A 19,461-nucleotide genomic window follows, 5' to 3' on the forward strand; every position below is an offset into this window, starting at 1 on the left:
AGGGGAATGAGCACTCGGACCCTGTACCTGTTCTCCAGCGCCGCCGCGCCCGTCCGCGACATCGCGCGGGTCATCGAGGACGCGCAGGCCGACGGCTGGGACGTCTGCCTCGGGCTGACCCCGACCGCGGCCCGGTGGCTCGGCGGATCGCTCGACGGGCTCGCGGCGCTGACCGGGCACCCCGTCCGCTGGGACCACGGCCTGCCCGGCGATCCGGAGCCGTGGCCCGTGGCCGACGCGATCCTGTTCGCCCCGGCCACCTTCAACAGCGTGAACGCCTGGGCCCTCGGGCTGACGTCGTCCTTCGTCGTCGGCGTGCTCGCCGAGGCGATCGGGAAGGGCACCCCCACGGCGGTCATGCCGTGCCTGAACGCCGCGCTCGCCGCGCACCCGCAGTTCGAGCAGTCCGTGGCCACGCTCCGCGCCGCCGGGGTGCGGGTCCTGCTCGGCGAGGGCGGTGCCGTACCGGACGGGTCGGGTCAGGCGAACGCGGCGGCCTACCCCTGGCGGACCGCCCTCGACGCCCTGCGCGAGCCGCGTCTCCACGTGTGACCGAGGTGACGGACTCGGCCGGCGTGGTTTCGCCGGTTCCGGTTGACGGCGCGGGGCGGCGGCGATGTACTCCGGGCATGTCAGACGTGGGGGACGGGGACGGCCCGGTGATCGAAGTGCGGCCCGGCGGCGGGGACATGACCCCGCAGGCGTATGTGGAGAGCCGGCTGCTGCAGTACCAGGAGTGGTACGACCGCAAGGCGACCAGGATGAAGGCCATGCATCTGCGGATGCGGACGGTCTCGGTCGTCGGGGGCGCGCTCGTGCCCGTACTGGTCAACCTGGATCTGTCGTTCGCACGGATCACGGCGACCGCGCTCAGCCTCGTCGTGGTCGCGTCGGTGTCGCTGGAGAGCGTCTACCGGTATCGCGAGCAGTGGAAGAACTACCGTTCCACCGAACAGCTGCTGGGGCACGAACGGATCTACTTCGAGACCAGGGTGGGCCCCTACCACCGGCTGCCCGAGCGGGACTGCTTCACCCTGCTCGTGGCGCGGGTCGAGAAGGCCATCGCCAGCGAGAACTCGGCGACCCTCAACGTCATGACGCTCGGCGGGCAGGTCGACGCCGACGTGCAGCAGCACGCCGTGCCGGCCGCGCGCCCGGTGCGCGGGGGCGGCTGAGGGTGGGCGAGTCCCCGGCCAGGGGCTTGGCCGGGGACTCGCCGTCAGGGGCGGGTCAGCACATCGTGTAGTCGACCCGGGTCGAGTTGTACGAGCAGTTGTCGACCCAGCGGCCGGACGGCGTGCGGAGCGTCGCCGTGTCGCGGTCGTTGTTCCAGACGTACGCCCCGCGGCCCTGGTAGAGCGTCGCCGACGTGTTCGTGCCGCGGCCCGTGCGGATCGTCACCGTCTTGCCCTTGCCGAGGGTGAAGGTGCCGAAGGTGTACTTGTGGTTCGCCGCGTCCGTCACCGTCCAGCCCTTCAGACTGACCGCCGCCGGGGTGGTGTTGCGTATCTGGACGTACTCGCCGTTGAGGCTGGTGTTGGAGCGGGTGTCCGAGCCCGGGCTGTCGTAGTAGATCTTGTAGACGTGGACCGAGCCGGCGGCCTGTGCCGGGGACGGCAGCAGGAGGAGGCCGGCGGCCGCCGCTGCGGCGGCAGCGACGACGGAGCGCGTACGGAGCATGAATGTCCCTCGGTTCTGCCGGGAGGTCACCGAATCGACCCCGGCGAGGACACAGAATACGCACGACGTTCACGCTTCAAGCACAACTTCCGGAATACGTACACGAATCCCCGTCGGGCCCTAGAATCCGGGCATGGCCGACGACGCTCTGCGGATCACCGTGCTCGGATCCGCCACGCCCTACCCCCGGCCCGGCAACCCCTGCTCCGGCTATCTCGTCGAGGGCGGGGGCGCGCGGGTGTGGGTGGACGCCGGCAGCGGGTCGCTCGGGGAGCTCCAGCGCCACACGGGGCTCGGGGAGCTCGACGCGGTGTGGATCTCGCACCTGCACGCCGACCACAGCGCCGACCTGCTCACGGCCTACTACGGCCTCCGGTACGCCGACGTCCGGCGCGACGCCCCGTTGCCGCTGTACGGGCCGCCCGGCATCGCCGACCGGCTCGCCGGCTTCCTCACCAACGGCCCCCTGCGCAGCCCGGTCGAGGACGCCTTCGCGGTCGAGGAGCTGCACGACGGGCACGAGGCCCGCGTCGGCGGGCTCACCCTGCACAGCCGGTCCGTGGAGCACGGAGGGCTGCCCGCCTTCGCCCTGCGGGTCGGGGACGCCGAAGGGCGTCGGATCGCCTACTCGGGGGACTGCGAGCCGTGCCCCGCCCTCACCGAACTCGCGCGCGACTGCGAGTTGTTCGTCTGCGAGGCCGACGGCGACCTGCCCGGGCACCACTCCGCGCCGCAGGCCGGGCGGAGCGCCGCCGACGCCGGCGCCGGTCGCCTGGTGGTGACGCACGTCGGACCGGGCACCGAGCCCGCGCAGGCCGTGGCGGAGGCGGCCGGGACGTTCGGGGGCGAGGTCGCCTACGCCGCGCCCGGCCGCGTCTTCGCCGTCACGCGTCGAAGTCGTACTCCAGGACGTACGACGCCGAGTCCAGCGTCATCTCGTTGAGCTCCACCGCCTCACCCGTCGCGGTGAAGGCCGTCCGGCCGATGAGGATCACGGGGGTGCCGAACTCCAGCGTGAGGCGGGACGATTCGTCGGCCGTCGGCATCCGGCAGCGGATCTCCTCCCGGAAGTGCACCGGCTGCCGGCCGAGTTCGGCCAGCCGCGCGTAGGTGCCGCCCGGGCCCGTGTCCGGCGTCGAGATCGGGGTGCCCTGGGCCAGGCGGGCGGGCAGGTAGGAGACGGAGAGCAGAACCGGTTTGTCGTCGAGGACGAAGCGGCGGCTGCGGACGCAGACCTGAGCGTCGGGCGTCAGCCCGAGCGCGTCGGCGACCCGGGTGTTCGCCGCCGTCTCGCGGACCTCGATCTGGTCCACCACCAGGGCGCGGTCCTCGATGTCCGCCGACCAGACCGAGCGGCCCGTGCCCCAGTGCTCCTGGGCGAGGCGGGGAATGCCCCGGCGGCGCAGCGGGCGGAAGGCGCGCACGAAGACCCCGGCGCCCTTGCGGGCCTCGGCCAGGCCCTCGTTGCGCAGGACGGACAGGGCCTGCCGAGCCGTCATCCGGGCCACCTCGTACGTGGTCATGAGGTCGTTCTCGCCGGGGAGCCGGTCGCCCGGGGCGAAAGCGCCTGCCTGGATGGCGGTTCTCAACTCGTCGGCGATGCGCTGGTACTTGGGCCGACGGCCGCTGTCCGGGTCAGTCATGGGTGGACCACTCCCTTCGTCTGCGGGACACCCTACGGCGCGCTCCTTCGCACCCGTGCACGCGTCTGGGCCGTCCCGCGCGGGCGATCCATCCATCGGGGGACATCTCTAGAGATACGTTGACAGGGAGGTGCCTCCAGGATTCCCTGTCTGTATCTCCAGAGATCTGCGACTCCGGGACGGAGGGGATTCGTGCAGTCACTGCCCGAGGTCGGGGACCTCGTACGCGATATCGCCACCGGGCGGGTCGGCTTCTACATGGACAGCGTCGCAGGCCGGTTCCTGATCCGGCCGGTCAGCGGCGGCAGTACGTGGGAGGCCGAGCCGGACGACGTACAGCTCGCGACCCCGATGCGGGAGTTGCGGGCGCGGGCCGCGGAGATCAACGCGCGAAGTCGGCGCGGCCTCAGCTGAGGCGCCCTCGCACGCCCGCGTCCGGCTCCGCCGCCCGGCTCCCTTTGCCCTGGCACACGGTGCCGTGCCGCGCCGGCCCGTGGTGTCGCGTCCGCCGGGCGGGCCCGGTCGCCTCGGGGCCGGCGGCCCCGTCGCCCCCGGTCGTACGCGTGCGCCCGCCCCGCGGACGCGCCGAGCCGCCGGTTGTCGGTGCCGCGCGCGACACTGGAGGCATGTGCCGAAGCATCAAGACGCTCCGCCCGCCCGCCCTCCCCGAAGAGGCGACCGAGGAGGACATGAGGGCCGCCGCCCTGCAGTACGTCCGCAAGGTCTCCGGCTTCCACCACCCCGCCGCCCACAACCGCGAGGTGTTCGACCGCGCCGTGGACGAGATCGCGGAGGCGACCGCCCGGCTGCTCGACGGCCTCGAGGTGCGCGGGGTCAGGAGGCCGCGACCGGAGGCGCAGCCGGACGCCGTATGACATAGGCGGCCAGCGCGCCCGCGAGGAACAGCGCGACCACGGAGACGCCCGCGCTGATCCAGGTCGGGCCCAGCCACAGCCCGCCGAGCCAGCCGAGCGCCACGCTGTAGCCCGCCCAGGCCACGCCGGCGAGGGCCGACCACGGCAGGAACTCCTTGATCCGGCGCCGGGCCGCGCCGGCGCCCAGGGAGACCACGGAACGCCCCGCCGGGGCGAAGCGCGCGATCACGACGAGCAGGCCGCCACCTCGCGCCAGCGCAGTGCCGAGACGTTCCTGCGCCCGGGTGAGGCGGCGCGAGCGGGCGATCGCCCGGTCCAGCCGGGCCCCACCGCGCCAGGCCAGCCGGTAGGCGACGTAGTCGCCGAGGACCGACGCCGTGGCCGCGCACAGCAGCAGCGGCAGGACGGAGGGCACGTCCGTCGACGTCGCGGTGGCCGTCGCCGCCGCCGTCGCGGCCGTGATCACCAGGATTCCGCTCGGCAGCACCGGCAGGAAGACGTCGAGGAGTACCGACGTCGCCACCGCCGCGTAGATCCACGGCCCCGCGGTCAGCGACCGCAGTGACCCTATGCTGTCGAGCACATTCACAGCGCCAGAGCCTACGCGGGCCGGGCGCCGCACACAGCGACCGGGGCCGGAAACCGCTCTTGCGGTCTCCGGCCCCGGTGGTGCACGGGTGTCACACGCCCGGCGCGGCAGGAGGGACGCCTGCCGCACCGGACGGCCACGGGGTCAGGCGGCGACCGGCGCGCGCCGCTCCTCGACCTGCTCCCCGGCGCCCGCGCTCCGGGCCCCGAAGAGCCGGTCCAGCGCGAGCGCGCCCGGCCCTGTGAACACGAGGAGCAGGAACACCCAGCAGAAGAGGGCCGCACCCTCGCCGCTGTTCTGCAGCGGGAAGAGCGCCTCGGGCTGGTGGACCTTGAAGTACGCGTACGCCATCGACCCGGAGGCGACGAACGCCGCGGTACGGGTACCCAGTCCGACCAGGACCAGGACACCCGCGACGAGCTGGATCACCGCCGCGTACCAGCCCGGCCAGGTGCCGGCCTCGACGGTGCCTCCGCCCATCGCGCCGCCGAGGACGCCGAAGAGCGAGGCGGCGCCGTGGCAGGCGAAGAGCAGGCCGACGACGATGCGGAACAGGCCGAGCGCGTAAGGCTGCGCCCGGTGGAGGCGGTTCGCCAGGTTGTTCATGGGGACGGACTCCTTCGGTCGTGTCCGTTCGTGGGGGAACGGAACGTGGGGGACGGAACCGATGAGGCCGTCAGGTTAGGCATCCCTCACCTGTACTTGCAAGTTCAACATTCGGCCACGTGGGCGGCTGTGGGGAGCGTCACCCCGCGTCGAGCACGCGCTCGTCGACGGTCACCAGGCCTGCCCCCGCCCGCGCCTGATCGAGGGTCAGCATCGCCGAACGCCCCCGCAGGGTCAGTGTCATGAGCTGGTTGCCGAACCACGGGCCGCCCGTCCTGCGCCAGCCGATCGAAGGCCGGGCCACCCGGCCGTGCCGGGCCAGCAGCCGCCCCAGCCGGCGCCCCGCCCGGCTCCAGCCGAAGCGGAAGCCGAGCCGTATCGACGCGGGGACGGCGTTGTGGAGCGGGGAGCAGGTCAGCTGGACCACCCGGGCCGGGGGGCCGCCGTCCGGCCAGCGGGGCTCCGCCACGTAGGCGTGGTGCACGTCCCCCGAGAGCACGCACACGGTGGCCGGCGCCGCCGCGGTGTCCACTCCCGGCGCGCGGCCGCCCGGGGGTCCGCCGGCGGCCTCCGCGAGCAGCCGCGTCAGCTCCTCGAACGACTCGGGGAACGCCGCCCAGTGCTCCAGGTCCGAGCGCTGCCGCAGCCGCTCCCCGAACCGGGCCCAGCGCCCGGCGGGCCCGCCCCGTTCGCCCCGGCACAGGGCCGCGTTCCAGGCCTCCGCGTCGTGGATCAGCGGCGGCAGGAGCCAGGGCAGCGAGGTGCCGACCAGCAGGTGGTCGTACGTGCCGGGGCCGTCCAGAGCCTGGGCGCGCACCCAGGCCGCCGTGGCCGGGTCCAGCATCGCCCGGGAGTCCTCCGTCAGGACACGCGCCGCCCGGGTGTCGACCATCAGGACGCGGGTCCGGCCGAAGTCCCTGCGGTGACTCCACCGCACCCGCGCCGGATCGGCGTCCGCCTCGGCCGCGAAGCGGCGGAGCGGCTCGGTCCCGTCGGGCACCGCGCGGATCTCGGCGTACAAGGGGTCGGCCGCCAGTTCCGCGGGGGAGAGGTTGCCGAGGTGCTGGTACACCCAGTACGACATCAGCCCGCTCACCACCCTCTCGTGCCACCAGTGCGTGGACCGCATCGTCGCGAGCCAGGCGGCGCTGGTGTTCCAGTCGTCGATCACGTCGTGATCGTCGAAGATCATGAGACTGGGGACGGTCGAGAGCAGCCAGCGGACCTCCGGGTCCCGCCAGGACTCGTCGTAGAGCCGGGTGTACTCCTCGTAGTCGCCGACCTCCGAGCCCGGGGCGTCGCGCGGGTCGCGGCGGGCGGCGAGCCAGCGGCGGGTGGCGGCCGAGGTCTCGTCCGCGTACACCTGGTCGCCCAGGAGCAGCAGGACGTCGGGCCGTTCGCGGCCCGGGTCGGCGATCAGGGCCGTCGCCAGGGTGTCGAGCGCGTCCGGGCCGACGGGGTCGTGGCCGGCGGCCGGTTTCGCCGCCCAGCGGCAGGAGCCGAAGGCGACCCGGAGTCCGTCGGCCGGCGTGCGGACGGTGCTCGGCGGGAAGCCGGAGCCGGGCTCCGGCCAGACCGGGCGGTCGTCGAGCAGGACCTCGTAGGCGGTCGCCACGCCCGGGGTCAGCCCGGTCACCGGGACCAGGGCGTAGTGGTGACCGGCGATCTGGAAGGTCCGTGCGCGGCCGCCCGCGCCGTCCGCGCACCTAATCTCCGCGGTGCACGGGCGGTCCGTCTCGACCCACACCGTCGCCGAGGTGCCCGTCACCCCGTCGACGTACCGCAGTACCGGTCCGATCCTGAGTCCGGCCGTCATCGTGATCCCCCTCCGCCGTTCCGCCGTACGGTACGGAACGACGGGGCGGATCACACGGGTACCGGCGTCAGCAGCCGTTCAGGACCGACTGGAGGGCGCTCTTCTCGGCGGAGTCGACGCTCAGGTTCCAGTAGTACTTCACGTGCACCCAGGCCCGGGCGTACGTGCAGCGGTACGCGGTGCGCGACGGCATCCACTCCGCCGGATCCTGGTCTCCCTTGGACTGGTTGACGTTGTCGGTGACGGCGATGAGCTGGGGGCGGGTCAGGTCGTTGGCGAAGGACTGCCGGCTGGCGGTGGTCCAGGAGCTCGCGCCCGAACGCCACGCCTCGGCGAGCGGGACCATGTGGTCGATGTCCAGGTCGGAGGCGGCGGTCCAGGTGGCGCCGTCGTACTGCGAGTACCAACTGCCGCTCACGGACGCACAGCTGGAGTCGGTGACGACGTTGACCCCGTCACGCTTGAGCACGGTCTCGCGGGTGTTGCAGGCGCCCGACTGGGTGATCCAGTGCGGGAAGAGGTCGCGGCTGTAACCGGTGGAGGAACCTTCCGCCTTGACCGTGAGCGAGGCGAGGTACGACCGCGCGGTGGCGGCGCTCACCGGCGTGGGCATCGCGGCCTGGGCGGTCGGGGCGGTGGCGAGGAGGCCGGTCACGGTGAGGGCGGCGGTGGCGCCGAGCACGGTGGCGCGGCGGGCTATTCGACGCGCGTAGACACTGGAGAGAGGCATGCGAACTCCCTTGGTGTGGGGGGACCTGGGCCGAACCGTCCCCGAGCGGGTGCCGGGTGGCCAGGTCATCGTGGCGGCGCGAGGTTTCCATGCGGGATGCGCCAGGTAACAGGGTGGCGACATGGGCACGTCACATCAAGGGGTCGAACGGGACTGACGAAGTGCCAGATCAGGCGCCGGCGCCGGGTCTTGCCCGGTACGTCCCACCTGGTCCACGGCGCCGGCCCTCGCGCGGGTGCCGCTCGTCCCGCGCGGGGCCGGGGGGGGTGTCCTGTCGATCAGGCCGAACCCGGCAGGAACCAGACGAGAGGCCCTGGCCCGCCCGGGCGGACGGCGCTCCCTGCGCCACACGCCCTACGGGACAGCCCTTAGGGTTTGGCGCGTGCTTCTCGACGTCGGCGTCGCTTTCGGGGTGGTCCTGGCCGTTCTGCTCGCGGCGGCCGCGGACGTGGTCGCGGTGGCGCGGCTCGGGAGGCCGCGCGACACCCTGGTCGCCGGCCTGCGGGCGGCCGTTCAGCTCGTGGCGGTGTCCCTCGTCATCGGATGGGTGATGCGGCACCTGCCGTTGCTGCTCGGATTCCTGCTGCTCATGTACGGGGTGGCGGTGTGGACCGCGGGGCGGCGCGTCACCCGGGCCGGCGCCGGCTGGTGGTGGGCGGGCCTGCCCATCGCGGCGGGGGTCGCGCCGGTCGTCGGCACGCTCGTCCTCACCGGGCTCGTCCCGGTGCGGGGCGTCGCGCTCATTCCGGTGACGGGCATCCTCATCGGGGGCGCGCTGACCGCGACCGTCCTCGGCGGGCGGCGCGCGCTGGACGAACTCGGGAACCGGTGGGGCGAGGTCGAGGCGGGGCTGGCCGTCGGCCTGGGGGAGCGGGAGGCGCGCCTCGAAGTGGCGCGCGAGGCGGCCTCGGACGCGTTGCTGCCCGGGCTCGACCAGACGAGGACGGTCGGTCTCGTCACGTTGCCCGGCGCCTTCGTCGGCATGCTGCTGGGCGGGGCGTCACCGTGGGAGGCGGGCGCGGTCCAGCTCTTCGTCCTCGTCGCGCTGATGGTCGTCCAGGCGGTCGCGGTGGCGGTGGTCCTGGAGCTGGTGGCGCGCGGCAGGCTGGTGCGCGGGCCGGCCGCCCGGGAGGGCGCGAAGCCGGGCCGGTGAGATGGGGCGAGACGGTGCGTGCCCGTCGCCTACGGCAGGACCGTGAGCCGGATCGTGCCGTCCTCGGAGACCGACAGCGCCAGGTCCGTGAGATCGCGGACGTGGATGTCGGGGCCGAAGGCGGCCGCCCGCGGTCCCACGCCCACCACGCGCATGCCGGCCGCGCGGCCGGCCTGGATCCCGGCCTCGGAGTCCTCGAAGACCACGCAGTCCTCCGGGGCGAAGCCCAGTTCCGCCGCGCCCTTGAGGAAGCCCTCCGGGTCCGGCTTGCTGGCGCCGACGCACTCCGCCGTGACCCGGATCGCCGGCATCGGCAGCCGTGCCGCGCCCATCCGGGCCCGCGCGAGGGCCGCGTCCGCGGAGGTGACCAGGGCGTGCGGGAGGGAGGCGATCGCGGTCATGAAGGCGGGGGCGCCCGGTACGGGCACGACGCCGTCGAGGTCGGCCGTCTCCTCGGCGAGCATCACCTTGTTGTCCGCGTGGTTCTCCGCCATGGGGCGCTCGGGCAGGAGGACGGCCATCGTCGCGTAGCCCTGGCGTCCGTGGACGACCTTGAGCGCCTCCACGGGGTCGAGCCCGTGCCGGACGGCCCAGCGGCGCCAGCAGCGCTCGACGACCGCGTCGGAGTTGACGAGGGTGCCGTCCATGTCGAGCAGGAGGGCGCGGGCGGTGAGCGTTGCCGGGGTGCTGGCGGGCATCAACGGTCTCCAGAAGGGGTGGAAGGAGAACGAAGTGGACCCGCCCACCGGTCAGGGAATGCGAGCGGGACCCACTTTGTTCCTTCACGATACAAAAAGCGGCGCGGCTCCGCCAATCCGTCCGCATCGCGGACCTCAGCCGCTCGTCTCCGCCTCCAGCGCCCGGCGGGTGTTCGACCCGTACACGCCCTCCTCGTCCCCGTCGATGTCCTTGTACGACTGGTACACCTCCACCGCGTGGCGGACCTTCCTGCCGTACTCGCCGTCCGACGGGCCGCTGTACAGCCAGAGCTGCCGCAGCCGGTCCTGGAGCTCCCGGACCTCGGGCCCCGAGTCGCCGTACCGCAGCGTCGGGCCGAGCGCGTCTCGTGACGGGTTCGGGGGCGCCACCGAGTTGCTCGGGGGCGTCGCGGACGACGCGGTGGCGCCGGTCGTGGCGGCCGCCGTGGTCCGGGTCGCGGAGGCGGTGGCCGTCGCTCGCGCGGACCGCGAGGCGGAGGCCGAAGCGGACGGCGACGCGGACGCGGAGGCGGACGGCGAGGCCGTCGGCGACTCGGAGACGGCGACGTTCTCGGACGCGCTCGACGTCACGGTGGGGACGGCCGCCCGGTCCTCGGTCGACTCACCGCCGTCGAAGATGCCCGACGCGAAGGCGGCGGTACCGACGACGGCCACCGCCACGGCCGCCGCGAGCGCGACGACCGCGCCGCGCCGACGGGTGGCGGGCCGCTCGGGCCCGTACCCCATCTCGAAGTCCTGTTCGGTGTCGTACGCGGACCCGGGGTCGGCGAAATCCGGCCCGGGGGCACCGGGCCCGGTGCCCGGCGCCGGGTACGGCGCGACCTCGGCCGCGAGGTGCGGCACCAGGCCGTCGGCGAAGTCCTGCGCGGCACCGGGTGCCGATCCGGCGACGGCGCCCGCGGCGACGCCGTGCTCCGTGCCCGCCGCGATGCCCGCGCCCCCGTTCCTGCCGTGCCCCACCGATGCCGCCGGCCCGCCGCCCTGCCCGCCGAGTCCGGGCAGCAGCAGCGGCATCGTCTCCGACGGGTCGCCGGTCGTCCCGGGCCCGGTGGCCGTCGGCGGCAGCGGCCGCCCGTGGCCACCGCCGGCACCCGGGTCCGTCAGCGGCGGAAGCCCGTGCGGGGCCTCCGGCGGCAGCGGTCCCGGTCCCACCGCTCCCGGCACGTACGGGGACAGCTCCCCGTACGACTCCGGGGCGCCGTACACCGGCCCGGCCGCGGGCGGAGCCGGCGGAAGCCCCTGCTCCGTCGCCGGCTGCGCGGGACCCGCCGACGGGTGTCCCGGACCCTCCCCTTGCCCGTACACCCCCTCCGGCGCCTCCAGCGTCACGTACGGCCGGATGCGCAGCGGGTCGAAGTCCTCCGCCTCCGCTATCCGCTTCCGGGCGCAGGCGCAGCCAGGTCTGTGTACACCGCATTCAGGACATGCTTGTCCGCTCACCATGGATCCCCTCCCCATACCAACTTGCGAGCGATTATGCAGGCCGTTCCTGGACGGGGAAGGGGCGGCAGCCCCCTCCCGCAGGCCATAACCGGACATTCGGATCAGGATGGAGGGGTTACGACCCCGAGGACACCCCCGGAGACGCCCATGGCCCAGGAAGTACGCCCGCCGGACATCGGCGGCGGCCCCGCGCCGGGGGAGGGGAGCAGCCGGCGAGGAGTCGTCGTCGCCATCGGCGCACTGCTCCTCGGCATGCTGCTCGCCGCACTCGACCAGACCATCGTCTCCACCGCGCTGCCGACCATCGTCAGCGAACTCGGCGGCCTCGAACACCTCTCCTGGGTCGTCACCGCGTACATGCTCGCGGCGACCGCCGCGACGCCGCTGTGGGGCAAGCTCGGCGACCAGTACGGCCGCAAGAAGCTCTTCCAGGCCGCCATCGTCATCTTCCTGATCGGCTCGGCGCTCTGCGGCGTCGCCCAGAACATGCCACAGCTCATCGCCTTCCGCGCGGTCCAGGGCCTCGGCGGCGGCGGACTCATGGTGCTGTCGATGGCGATCGTCGGCGACCTCGTGCCGCCCCGCGAACGCGGCCGGTACCAAGGGCTGTTCGGCGCCGTCTTCGGCGCCACCAGCGTCCTCGGCCCGCTCCTCGGCGGGCTCTTCACCCAGCACCTCTCCTGGCGCTGGGTCTTCTACATCAACCTGCCCATCGGCATCGTCGCCCTCTTCGTCATCGCCGCGGTGCTGCACATCCCGGCCCGCGGCACCCGCCACACCATCGACTACCTCGGCACCTTCCTCATCGCCTCGGTCGCCACCTGCCTGGTCCTCGTCGCCTCCCTCGGCGGCACCACCTGGGCCTGGGACTCCGCGCAGATCATCGGTCTCGCCGTGCTCGGCGCCGTCCTCCTCGTCGCCTTCGTCCGCGTCGAACGGCGGGCCGCCGAACCCGTCCTGCCCCTGAAGCTGTTCCGGATCCGGACCTTCACCCTCGTCTCGGTCATCAGCTTCGTGGTCGGCTTCGCGATGTTCGGCGCGATGACCTTCCTGCCGACGTTCCTCCAGGTCGTCCAGGGCGTCACCCCGACCATGTCCGGCGTCCACATGCTGCCCATGGTCCTCGGCCTGCTCATCACCTCGACCGCGTCCGGCCAGATCGTCTCCCGCACCGGCCGCTGGAAGGTCTTCCCCATCGCCGGCACCGGCATCACGGCGCTCGGGCTGCTGCTGCTCCACCGGCTGACGGAGACCAGCTCCACCTGGGAGATGAGCGTCTACTTCTTCGTCTTCGGCGCCGGACTCGGCCTGGTCATGCAGGTGCTCGTCCTCGTCGTGCAGAACGCGGTGTCGTACGAGGACCTCGGCGTCGCCACCTCCGGCGCGACCTTCTTCCGGTCCATCGGTGCGTCCTTCGGCGTCGCCGTCTTCGGCACGATCTTCACCAGCCGGCTCAACGCCGAACTGGACGCCGCGCTCGCCGGACAGACGCTCCCCCCGGGCACCGGCCCCGACCGGATCGCCGCCGACCCGCGCGCCATCTCCGCCCTGCCGGCGGACCTCCAGCCCTCGGTCCTGCACGCGTACTCGACCGCCATCACCGACGTCTTCCTGTACGCGGCACCCGTCGTCCTCGTCGCCTTCGTCACCGCCTGGTTCCTCAAGGAGGACAAGCTGCGCGGTTCGGTGACGGCCCCCGACACGAGTCAGACCCTCGCCTCCAACCCCGTGGAGCGCTCCTCGCACGACGAGTGCGCCCGCGCCCTGTCCGTGCTCGGTTCACGGGAGGGCCGCAAGGAGATCTACGAGAAGATCACCGAACGCGCCGGCTTCGACCTGCTGCCCGCGGCGAGCTGGCTGCTGCTGCGGATCCGCCGCCACGGCACCGTCGAACCGGCCCGGCTCGCCGAGGCCACGCCCGTACCGCTGCGGGCCATCACGGACGCCTCCCGCCAGGTGGAGGAACGCCGGCTGGTACAGCGCGAGGGCGTGCAACTCGTCCTGACGGAGGAGGGGCTCCTGGCCGCGACCCGGCTGGCGAAGGCCCGCGAGGACTCGCTCGCCGAACTGCTCGGCGACTGGTGGGGGCCCGAACGGCCCACGGACCTCGTGGCGCTGGTGGAGGAGCTGACGTCCGAGCTGTGCGGTTCGGACGCCGAACGGCCTTCCGCGCCCGAACCGCCCCGCGACCACCACGCGTAGGCTCCCGGACAGTCCGGGGGCGCGGGCCCCGTCGGGCCCCGGACGTTCAGAGCTTCTTGCCGTACCAGACATCCATGTACGGGCCCTCGCAGTAGGCGGGGATCTCCGCGTACCCGTGGCGGGTGTAGAGCGTGCGCGCCTCGATCAGGTCGAGCCGGGTGTTCAGGACCATCCTGTGCGCGCCGAGGTCGCGGGCGGCCGTCTCCAGCGTGTCGAGCAGCAGGCCGGCGCCGCCCGTGCCGCGGTACGGCGGGCGGACGTACACGCGGGTCAGCTCGGCGCGTTCGGCGTCGAGCATCAGCAGCCCGCCGCAGGCCGCCGGAGCACCCGCGAAGGCGCCGACGAGGAAGGCCCCGGTGGGCGCCGTCAGCAGCTCGACCCCGTCGCCCGCCAGCCCCTCGTCGATCTCGGCCTCGGTCGCCGGCCGCTTCCAGTAGCGGCCGGCGACCTCGCCGTAGTAGTCGCGGCGCAGGGCGGTGGCGTCCGGGGTGTCGACGCGTTCGGGGGAGAAGGACCAGCTCATGCGGGTCATTGTGGCCGGGGACGCCCCGGGCCCGCCTCCGAATTGACGGGCCCTCCCGCGCCCGGGGCACCCGGAGCCTTCCGCTCCCGACCGGACCGGACCAGGCCAGCCCGGACCCGGCTCTGCCTCCGGCTACTTGGGGGAAGCCTGCTGGACGACCTCGAAGGACCACAGAGTGGATCCCGTCGCGGCCGGCTTCGGGCGCTCGCCGCCGCCCTCGCCGCCCTCGCCGCCCGCGGTGCCCTGGTGGGCGGCCTTCATGGAACCGTTCATCCAGTTCTGGAAGTCCTCCTCGCTGCGCCAGCGGGTGTACACCAGGTACTGGTCCGTGCCCTCCACCGGGCGCAGCAGCTCGAACCACTCGAAGCCGTCGGAGCCCTCCACGGCCCCGGCCCGGGAGGCGAAGCGCCGCTCCAGCACCTCGCGCTGCTCCGCCGGGACACTCAGTACGTTGATCTTCACGATGCTCATGAAGGGCAGGATATGACCGTCATCGATCCGGCGACGCATACGGGTGCGATTCGGGCGCTGGCCGAGCGCTGGCTGCCCCACCTCGGCGACGGCGACTTCGTCTGCTCCCCGGCCGGACTGTGGCTGGCGCTGGCCGCCGTCGCCTCGGGGGCCCGGGGGGCGACCGCCACGGAGTTGCGGGGACTCCTCGGCGTCGAGGGGGACGCGGCGGCCGACGCGATGACGGTCGTGGGGCGGCGCGTCGGCCGGACCGGCGCGCTCTCGGTGGCGACCGGGGTGTGGAGCAGGGTGCCGGTGCTGACGTCGTTCCGGCAGGGGCTCCCCGACGTCGGCTTCGGCCCGCTGGGCGACCGGGCGCAGGAGGAACTCGACGCCTGGGTGCGGAAGTCCACCGACGGCCGGATCGACCGGCTGCCCGTCGCGCTCGACGGCACCGAGGACCTGGTCCTGGTCAACGCCCTTGCGCTGAAGGCCACATGGGCGACCCGCTTCCGCGCCGAGGACACCCGGCCCGCGCCGTTCACCGACCGGCGCGGCTCCACCGTCGACGTACCGACCATGCGCCGGCGGATCCCGGTGTCCTGGGCCTGGCGGGTCGGCGCGACCACCGTCGTCGAGCTGCCGTGCGCGGGCCCCGAAGGGACGGCGGCGCGGGTGCGGTTCGTGCTCGGAGCAGAGGGCGAGGGGCCGGCCGGGACCCTGCCCGCGGCCTGGGCGGCGCGCGGACGGCGGGCGGTGGAGGCGGACGGCGTCGACCTCGCGCTGCCCCGGTTCTCGCTGCGGACGAGGACGGAGGTGCACGGGCAGCTGCCGGCGCTCGGCGTCACCCGGTCCCTGCGCCCGGGCGCCGATTTCTCCGGGCTCTCCCCGCGGGAGCTGTTCCTCGCCGACGTCGTCCAGGAGGCGCTGGTCGAAGTCGCCGAGGATGGGGTGGAGGCGGCCGCCGTCACCGCCGTCGTGATGACCCGGAGCGCCGCCCGGCCCCGCCGGCAGGTCATCGAGGAGATCGTCTTCGACCGGCCCTTCGGTGTCGTCGTCCTCGACGGATCGGGCACCGTCCCCCTCTTCGCGGGCTGGCGGTCCAGCGCCCCCACGGGCTGAGCGGGTCCCGCTTGACGGCGCCCGGCATCAGGCGTAGTCCGGAACACGGGGATCGACCACTCCGGGAGGGAACGGAGAGGAGTCCCGTCATGCTCGGCGAACTGCTCGGCGAGATCCAGGGAGAGACCACGGGGACGCGAGTCCTGTCCACCGACGGGGGCCACCCCGTCGTGGAGGCATCGTTCCAGGCGACCGGCACGCTTCTGGGCGCACCGGTCAAGGACATGGGGACCTACGAGTCCCTCGTACGGCCCGACGGCACCCTCTTCGGCGAGGGCCAGGGCGTCACCATGACCCAGGACGGGGAGACCATCACCTGGCACGGCTCGGGTGTGGGACGTTTCAACGACTCCGGCGGGGTCGACTGGCGGGGCGCGCTGTTCTACGAGACCGCCGCCTCCTCCTTCGCCCGGCTCGTCGGCGTCGCGGCCCTGTTCGAGTTCGACACGGAGGAGAGCGGGAAGGTCTCGGGCCGGATTTACGAGTGGAGGTAGCCGCCTCGACGCGGCCCCGCACCGGTCAGCCGACGACGCGCGCCAGCAGCAGGCCGTCGTACCCCTTCGACCCCACCGTCTGGAGGGCCGTCGCGTCCAACCGCGGCTCGCGCGAGACGAGTTCGAGCATCTCGCGGGTGCCGGTGACGGCCGGGTCGTCCGGGTCGGGCTCGACGACGCGGCCGCCGCGCACCACGTTGTCGACGATGATCACCGTGCCGGGGCGGGAGAGCCTGAGCGCCCAGGACACGTAGTGCGGGTTGTTCACCTTGTCGGCGTCGACGAAGACCAGGTCGAACGGGCCCGCCCCCTCGGCCTCCAGCAGGGGGAGGGTGTCCAGCGCCGCCCCCGTGCGGACCTCGACGATCTCGTCGAGTCCGGCCCGGGCGATGTTGGCCCGGGCCACGTCAGCGTGCGCCGGGTCGTACTCGAGGCTGATCAGCCGGCCGTCGGCGGGCAGCGCGCGGGCCAGCCAGATCGTGCTGTACCCGCCCAGCGTGCCGATCTCCAGGACCGACCGCGCCCCGTGCACACGGGCCAGCAGGTGCAGCAGCTTGCCCTGGTTCGGGGCGACGGCGATCTCCGGGAGCCCGGCGGCCGTGGAGTCGGCCAGCGCGGCGGCGAGGGCGTCGTCGGCGGGTGCGAGCAGATCGGTGAAGTAGCGGTCCACGGCGGTCCATCGCTCTTGTGTCATGCGGCCGAACGTACCCCGGTGCCCCCGCGTCGCACCCGGATCGCCACGACGGAACCGACGGCCGCCACCAGGACGCCCGACACGGCCAGCAGCCACACCGGCACCCCGCCGGCGACGGTCAGCAACCGGTCCTCGAAGACGACCTCCCGGTACGGCGCGTCGGAGGGCGCGGCCCGCAGTTCGTGGTCGCCGTCGATCAGGGACGGGACCGGGAACTCCTGGTCCAGGGCGGTCAGATACACCTTTCCCGGCCCGGCGAGGTCCGCGAGGGGGCCTTCCGGTTCGACGGCTCCGGCGAACCTGACCTCGGGCGGGCGGCCGCCGATGTCCGTGCGCGGCTCCATGCGGTGGTCCGCGAGGACGTACAGGCCGAGCGACTGCGGGGTCTGCGCCAGCCGGGAGAGCCGCATCGGGTAGACGAGCCGGTCACTGGCGAAGGAGATCCGCAGCGGGTCGAGTCGGCCGTGCAGGGCCGTGCCGCGCTCCTGCGGCGCGAGGCGGACGGCGACGTACTCCCACTTCCGTTCGACGTAGGGCTCCAGTTCGGTGGCGAGCCGGTCCGAGAGCTCGAAGCCGTTCTCCTTCAGCCAGCCGCTGAGCGCCTTCGGATCGGTGGCGGTCAGCCGTGCCACGTCGAAGGGGCCGAGTCGTTCGCGGCCGACGACGCCGACGTCCGCTCCGGCGCCGGGCGGGGCGGCCGCCGCACCGTCCGTGTCGCCGCCGGCGAAGGGCCAGTCGTCGCCGCGCGGCCAGAAGTAGTGCCGTTCGCGGTGCTCGGGCCGGGTGATCCGGTCGAGCACGTCGAAGAGCGCCCCGTCGCCGAGCGTCACGTCGGCCCGGCCGGGTACCGGCATGATCCAGGCGGCCCGCTCCGCGGTCCCGCGCACGGTGAAGCGCATGACGATCTGTTCGGTGCGGCCGTCCCAGCGCACGGCCGAGGTCTCCCGGTCGACGCCGATGCGCTGGGTCCGGTCCGGGATCATGGCGCCGCAGCCGCAGGCGTACGCCGGTGCGACGAGTGAGCCGAGCTGCAGCGCGAGCAGCGCGAACAGCGTGGCCAGGATTCTGTGATTCCCCCGCATGCGGGTTCAGACGCGGCGCACCAAGATCCGGTTCCGGCGACTCCGGTCCGGGGCCGCCGCGCCCCGGGCCCACCGGCGGCCCCTGGCACCCGCCCCTGAGCCCCTGCCCACCGGCACCCGCGCCCCTGCATCGACGCCCGAGCCCGGCCCGGCGGGAGGCGGGGACGTCAGGCGTCGGGGGGAGCCCCCGCCTCCCTGCTCAGTCGGCGATCCGGACCCGCAGCTCCTTGATCCCGTTCAGCCAGGCGGCGCGCAGCCGACGGGGTTCACCGGCCGGCACGAGGTCGGGCAGGACGTCCGCGAGCGCGTGGAAGATCAGCTCGATCTCGTTGATGGCGAGGGACTTGCCCAGGCAGAAGTGCGGACCGCCACCGCCGAAGCCCAGGTGCGGATTGGGGTCGCGGGTGATGTCGAAGTTCTCCGGGTTCTCGAAGACCTCGGGGTCGTTGTTGGCGGAGGAGTAGAAGAGCCCGATCCGGTCGCCCTTGCGGATCTTCTGGCCGCCGAGCTCGGTGTCCTGGGTGGCCGTGCGCTGGAAGGAGACCACCGGCGTGGCCCAGCGGACGATCTCCTCGGCGGCCGTCGCCGGGCGCTCCCGCTTGAAGAGCTCCCACTGCTCGGGGTGGGTGAGGAAGGCGTGCATGCCGTGGCTGATGGCGTTGCGGGTGGTCTCGTTGCCGGCCACGGCGAGCAGCAGGACGAAGAAGCCGAACTCGTCGGAGGAGAGGTTGCCCTGACCCTCGGCGGCGACGAGCTGGGTCACGATGTCCTTGGCCGGACACTCCTTGCGGGCCGCGGCCAGGTTCATGGAGTAGCCGATGAGTTCCATGGCGGACTCGGCGCCGATCTCCTCGGTGATGGCGTACTCGGGGTCGTCGTACGCCACCATCTTGTTCGACCAGTCGAAGATCCGGGCGCGGTCCTCCTGCGGGACGCCGATGAGTTCGGCGATGGCCTGGAGCGGCAGTTCGACGGCGACCCGGGTGACGAAGTCGAAGGAGCCGTCGGCGTCGGCGCTCCGCCTCGCCTCCTCGGCGATCGCGCGGGCGCGTTCGCGCAGGGCCGTCTCCAGACTCCGGATGGCGCGGGGCGTGAAACCGCGCTGGACGATCTGGCGGACCCGGGTGTGCTCCGGCGGGTCCATGTTGAGCATGATCAGCTTCTGGACCTCGATCTGGTCCCGGGTGATGTGCTCGTTGAAGCGGATGACGGCCGTGTTCTCCGCGGAGGAGAACAGTTCGGGGTGGGTGGAGACGTACTTGACGTCCGCGTGCCGCGTCACGGCCCAGTAGCCCTCGTCGTCGAAGCCCGTGACGCCGCGCGGCTGGGGGCACCACCAGACGGGCGCGGTCTGCCGGAGCCGCGCGAACTCCGGGAAGGGGATGCGGCTGTGGAGCAGGTCGGGGTCGGTGGCGTCGAACCCTTCGGGGAGGTGAGGGCAGGGCATCGGCAACACGCTCCATTGTCTGACGGCCCATCAGAAGTTGCCCGAAAGGTAGTAACGAGTTCTACAAGTGGCAAGGCCCGTGGCGGGAAGTGTTGCCGGAAGGCGGTGCACGCAGGTGTGTGCACAACTCTTGCGTACCCGCGGTAGCAGTCATAAGACTGCACTCAGAACTAGAACGCGTACTAGTTCCCTG

Annotated in this window: 22 protein-coding genes; 9 read left to right on the forward strand and 13 right to left on the reverse strand. The window is 73.2% G+C overall.

All coding sequences use genetic code 11. The annotated features are described in order from the left end of the window. Positions 1-6 precede the first annotated feature (6 nt). Both ACE1OA_RS24130 and ACE1OA_RS24135 read left to right on the forward strand, forming a co-directional pair. A complete protein-coding gene (locus ACE1OA_RS24130) occupies positions 7-552 on the forward strand; it encodes a flavoprotein (protein ID WP_386541606.1) in 546 nt (181 codons plus the stop codon). 77 nt (positions 553-629) lie between these two features. Beyond that, the gene (locus ACE1OA_RS24135) at positions 630-1,175 is read left to right on the forward strand and encodes a DUF4231 domain-containing protein (protein ID WP_384867505.1); all 546 of its coding nucleotides are present in this window, start codon (positions 630-632) and stop codon (positions 1,173-1,175) included. 55 nt (positions 1,176-1,230) lie between these two features. Here ACE1OA_RS24135 and ACE1OA_RS24140 read toward each other — a convergent pair whose 3' ends face one another. Beyond that, positions 1,231-1,680 (reverse strand): lamin tail domain-containing protein, encoded by a 450-nt coding sequence (locus ACE1OA_RS24140; RefSeq protein ID WP_432753367.1) that lies wholly within the window; start codon positions 1,678-1,680, stop codon positions 1,231-1,233. A gap of 133 nt (positions 1,681-1,813) precedes the next feature. Between ACE1OA_RS24140 and ACE1OA_RS24145 the strand changes: the two genes are divergently transcribed. Continuing rightward, the gene (locus ACE1OA_RS24145) at positions 1,814-2,623 is read left to right on the forward strand and encodes an MBL fold metallo-hydrolase (protein ID WP_356774061.1); all 810 of its coding nucleotides are present in this window, start codon (positions 1,814-1,816) and stop codon (positions 2,621-2,623) included. On the opposite strand, the gene ACE1OA_RS24150 is transcribed toward ACE1OA_RS24145, so the two are convergent. Continuing rightward, a complete protein-coding gene (locus ACE1OA_RS24150) occupies positions 2,565-3,323 on the reverse strand; it encodes a GntR family transcriptional regulator (RefSeq protein ID WP_432753368.1) in 759 nt (252 codons plus the stop codon). The two genes, ACE1OA_RS24145 and ACE1OA_RS24150, sit on opposite strands and share 59 nt — an antisense overlap. Before the next feature lie 192 nt (positions 3,324-3,515). Here ACE1OA_RS24150 and ACE1OA_RS24155 point away from each other — a divergent pair, with 192 nt between their 5' ends. Both ACE1OA_RS24155 and ACE1OA_RS24160 read left to right on the forward strand, forming a co-directional pair. Then, a complete protein-coding gene (locus tag ACE1OA_RS24155; RefSeq protein WP_356598328.1) occupies positions 3,516-3,737 on the forward strand; it encodes a hypothetical protein in 222 nt (73 codons plus the stop codon). Positions 3,738-3,949: 212 nt separating this feature from the next. Further along, positions 3,950-4,198 (forward strand): DUF2277 domain-containing protein, encoded by a 249-nt coding sequence (locus tag ACE1OA_RS24160; RefSeq protein ID WP_356598326.1) that lies wholly within the window; start codon positions 3,950-3,952, stop codon positions 4,196-4,198. On the opposite strand, the gene ACE1OA_RS24165 is transcribed toward ACE1OA_RS24160, so the two are convergent. The 4 genes from ACE1OA_RS24165 to ACE1OA_RS24180 all read right to left on the reverse strand — a co-directional run bounded on the left by ACE1OA_RS24165 (position 4,158) and on the right by ACE1OA_RS24180 (position 7,939). Beyond that, on the reverse strand, positions 4,158-4,781 hold the full coding sequence (locus ACE1OA_RS24165; RefSeq protein WP_384867567.1) for a DedA family protein: 624 nt from the start codon (positions 4,779-4,781) through the stop codon (positions 4,158-4,160). The two genes, ACE1OA_RS24160 and ACE1OA_RS24165, sit on opposite strands and share 41 nt — an antisense overlap. 150 nt (positions 4,782-4,931) lie before the next feature. Then, a complete protein-coding gene (locus tag ACE1OA_RS24170) occupies positions 4,932-5,384 on the reverse strand; it encodes a DoxX family protein (RefSeq protein WP_356599156.1) in 453 nt (150 codons plus the stop codon). Between the two features lie 148 nt (positions 5,385-5,532). Further along, positions 5,533-7,209 carry an alkaline phosphatase D family protein gene (locus ACE1OA_RS24175; protein ID WP_432753369.1) on the reverse strand — a complete coding sequence of 559 codons (1,677 nt, stop codon included), beginning with the start codon at positions 7,207-7,209 and terminating at the stop codon, positions 5,533-5,535. A 67-nt stretch (positions 7,210-7,276) separates the two neighbouring features. Further along, positions 7,277-7,939: an HNH endonuclease family protein gene (locus ACE1OA_RS24180; protein WP_356598320.1), complete on the reverse strand. Its 663-nt coding sequence runs from the start codon at positions 7,937-7,939 to the stop codon at positions 7,277-7,279. Positions 7,940-8,321: 382 nt separating this feature from the next. Here ACE1OA_RS24180 and ACE1OA_RS24185 point away from each other — a divergent pair, with 382 nt between their 5' ends. After that, positions 8,322-9,092: an ABC transporter permease gene (locus ACE1OA_RS24185; RefSeq protein ID WP_432753370.1), complete on the forward strand. Its 771-nt coding sequence runs from the start codon at positions 8,322-8,324 to the stop codon at positions 9,090-9,092. 29 nt (positions 9,093-9,121) lie between these two features. Here the strand turns inward: ACE1OA_RS24185 and ACE1OA_RS24190 are convergent, their stop codons facing one another. Both ACE1OA_RS24190 and ACE1OA_RS24195 read right to left on the reverse strand, forming a co-directional pair. Next, the gene (locus ACE1OA_RS24190) at positions 9,122-9,790 is read right to left on the reverse strand and encodes an HAD-IA family hydrolase (protein ID WP_356774071.1); all 669 of its coding nucleotides are present in this window, start codon (positions 9,788-9,790) and stop codon (positions 9,122-9,124) included. Positions 9,791-9,925: 135 nt separating this feature from the next. Beyond that, positions 9,926-11,254 (reverse strand): peptidoglycan-binding domain-containing protein, encoded by a 1,329-nt coding sequence (locus ACE1OA_RS24195; protein WP_432753371.1) that lies wholly within the window; start codon positions 11,252-11,254, stop codon positions 9,926-9,928. Between the two features lie 147 nt (positions 11,255-11,401). Between ACE1OA_RS24195 and ACE1OA_RS24200 the strand changes: the two genes are divergently transcribed. Continuing rightward, positions 11,402-13,456, forward strand: coding sequence for an MDR family MFS transporter (locus ACE1OA_RS24200; protein ID WP_356598312.1), 2,055 nt, complete (start codon positions 11,402-11,404; stop codon positions 13,454-13,456). 46 nt (positions 13,457-13,502) lie between these two features. Here ACE1OA_RS24200 and ACE1OA_RS24205 read toward each other — a convergent pair whose 3' ends face one another. Both ACE1OA_RS24205 and ACE1OA_RS24210 read right to left on the reverse strand, forming a co-directional pair. Next, a complete protein-coding gene (locus ACE1OA_RS24205) occupies positions 13,503-13,979 on the reverse strand; it encodes a GNAT family N-acetyltransferase (protein ID WP_356598310.1) in 477 nt (158 codons plus the stop codon). A gap of 132 nt (positions 13,980-14,111) precedes the next feature. Continuing rightward, the gene (locus ACE1OA_RS24210; protein ID WP_356598308.1) at positions 14,112-14,450 is read right to left on the reverse strand and encodes an antibiotic biosynthesis monooxygenase family protein; all 339 of its coding nucleotides are present in this window, start codon (positions 14,448-14,450) and stop codon (positions 14,112-14,114) included. 12 nt (positions 14,451-14,462) lie between these two features. On the opposite strand from ACE1OA_RS24210, the gene ACE1OA_RS24215 reads away from it, so the two are divergent. After that, positions 14,463-15,551, forward strand: a complete 1,089-nt coding sequence (locus tag ACE1OA_RS24215; protein WP_432753372.1) for a serpin family protein — start codon at positions 14,463-14,465, stop codon at positions 15,549-15,551. Between the two features lie 89 nt (positions 15,552-15,640). Continuing rightward, positions 15,641-16,045: a hypothetical protein gene (locus ACE1OA_RS24220; protein ID WP_356598304.1), complete on the forward strand. Its 405-nt coding sequence runs from the start codon at positions 15,641-15,643 to the stop codon at positions 16,043-16,045. Between the two features lie 25 nt (positions 16,046-16,070). On the opposite strand, the gene ACE1OA_RS24225 is transcribed toward ACE1OA_RS24220, so the two are convergent. The 3 genes from ACE1OA_RS24225 to ACE1OA_RS24235 form a co-directional block, all read right to left on the reverse strand. Beyond that, positions 16,071-16,739 (reverse strand): O-methyltransferase, encoded by a 669-nt coding sequence (locus ACE1OA_RS24225; protein WP_356598302.1) that lies wholly within the window; start codon positions 16,737-16,739, stop codon positions 16,071-16,073. Then, complete coding sequence (locus ACE1OA_RS24230; RefSeq protein ID WP_432753373.1) at positions 16,736-17,821, reverse strand: DUF2330 domain-containing protein; 1,086 nt, start codon at positions 17,819-17,821, stop codon at positions 16,736-16,738. Before ACE1OA_RS24230 ends, ACE1OA_RS24225 begins: the two co-directional genes overlap by 4 nt. A 199-nt stretch (positions 17,822-18,020) precedes the next feature. Next, positions 18,021-19,268 (reverse strand): cytochrome P450, encoded by a 1,248-nt coding sequence (locus tag ACE1OA_RS24235; RefSeq protein ID WP_356774086.1) that lies wholly within the window; start codon positions 19,266-19,268, stop codon positions 18,021-18,023. Positions 19,269-19,461 lie beyond the last annotated feature (193 nt).

It is taken from the genome of Streptomyces sp. JL2001 (assembly GCF_050917515.1).
Classification (GTDB): domain Bacteria; phylum Actinomycetota; class Actinomycetes; order Streptomycetales; family Streptomycetaceae; genus Streptomyces.

What these genes read in the sequence shown, in the direction of transcription:
- ACE1OA_RS24210 (WP_356598308.1), bottom strand. Translation starts at nt 14,450, where the DNA reads ATGAGCATCGTGAAGATCAACGTACTGAGTGTCCCGGCGGAGCAGCGC.
- ACE1OA_RS24205 (WP_356598310.1), bottom strand. Translation starts at nt 13,979, where the DNA reads ATGAGCTGGTCCTTCTCCCCCGAACGCGTCGACACCCCGGACGCCACC.
- ACE1OA_RS24150 (WP_432753368.1), bottom strand. Translation starts at nt 3,323, where the DNA reads ATGACTGACCCGGACAGCGGCCGTCGGCCCAAGTACCAGCGCATCGCC.
- ACE1OA_RS24130 (WP_386541606.1), top strand. Translation starts at nt 7, where the DNA reads ATGAGCACTCGGACCCTGTACCTGTTCTCCAGCGCCGCCGCGCCCGTC.
- ACE1OA_RS24215 (WP_432753372.1), top strand. Translation starts at nt 14,463, where the DNA reads ATGACCGTCATCGATCCGGCGACGCATACGGGTGCGATTCGGGCGCTG.
- ACE1OA_RS24200 (WP_356598312.1), top strand. Translation starts at nt 11,402, where the DNA reads ATGGCCCAGGAAGTACGCCCGCCGGACATCGGCGGCGGCCCCGCGCCG.
- ACE1OA_RS24195 (WP_432753371.1), bottom strand. Translation starts at nt 11,254, where the DNA reads ATGGTGAGCGGACAAGCATGTCCTGAATGCGGTGTACACAGACCTGGC.
- ACE1OA_RS24145 (WP_356774061.1), top strand. Translation starts at nt 1,814, where the DNA reads ATGGCCGACGACGCTCTGCGGATCACCGTGCTCGGATCCGCCACGCCC.
- ACE1OA_RS24180 (WP_356598320.1), bottom strand. Translation starts at nt 7,939, where the DNA reads ATGCCTCTCTCCAGTGTCTACGCGCGTCGAATAGCCCGCCGCGCCACC.
- ACE1OA_RS24220 (WP_356598304.1), top strand. Translation starts at nt 15,641, where the DNA reads ATGCTCGGCGAACTGCTCGGCGAGATCCAGGGAGAGACCACGGGGACG.
- ACE1OA_RS24230 (WP_432753373.1), bottom strand. Translation starts at nt 17,821, where the DNA reads ATGCGGGGGAATCACAGAATCCTGGCCACGCTGTTCGCGCTGCTCGCG.
- ACE1OA_RS24140 (WP_432753367.1), bottom strand. Translation starts at nt 1,680, where the DNA reads ATGCTCCGTACGCGCTCCGTCGTCGCTGCCGCCGCAGCGGCGGCCGCC.
- ACE1OA_RS24225 (WP_356598302.1), bottom strand. Translation starts at nt 16,739, where the DNA reads ATGACACAAGAGCGATGGACCGCCGTGGACCGCTACTTCACCGATCTG.
- ACE1OA_RS24235 (WP_356774086.1), bottom strand. Translation starts at nt 19,268, where the DNA reads ATGCCCTGCCCTCACCTCCCCGAAGGGTTCGACGCCACCGACCCCGAC.
- ACE1OA_RS24135 (WP_384867505.1), top strand. Translation starts at nt 630, where the DNA reads ATGTCAGACGTGGGGGACGGGGACGGCCCGGTGATCGAAGTGCGGCCC.
- ACE1OA_RS24190 (WP_356774071.1), bottom strand. Translation starts at nt 9,790, where the DNA reads ATGCCCGCCAGCACCCCGGCAACGCTCACCGCCCGCGCCCTCCTGCTC.
- ACE1OA_RS24160 (WP_356598326.1), top strand. Translation starts at nt 3,950, where the DNA reads ATGTGCCGAAGCATCAAGACGCTCCGCCCGCCCGCCCTCCCCGAAGAG.
- ACE1OA_RS24175 (WP_432753369.1), bottom strand. Translation starts at nt 7,209, where the DNA reads ATGACGGCCGGACTCAGGATCGGACCGGTACTGCGGTACGTCGACGGG.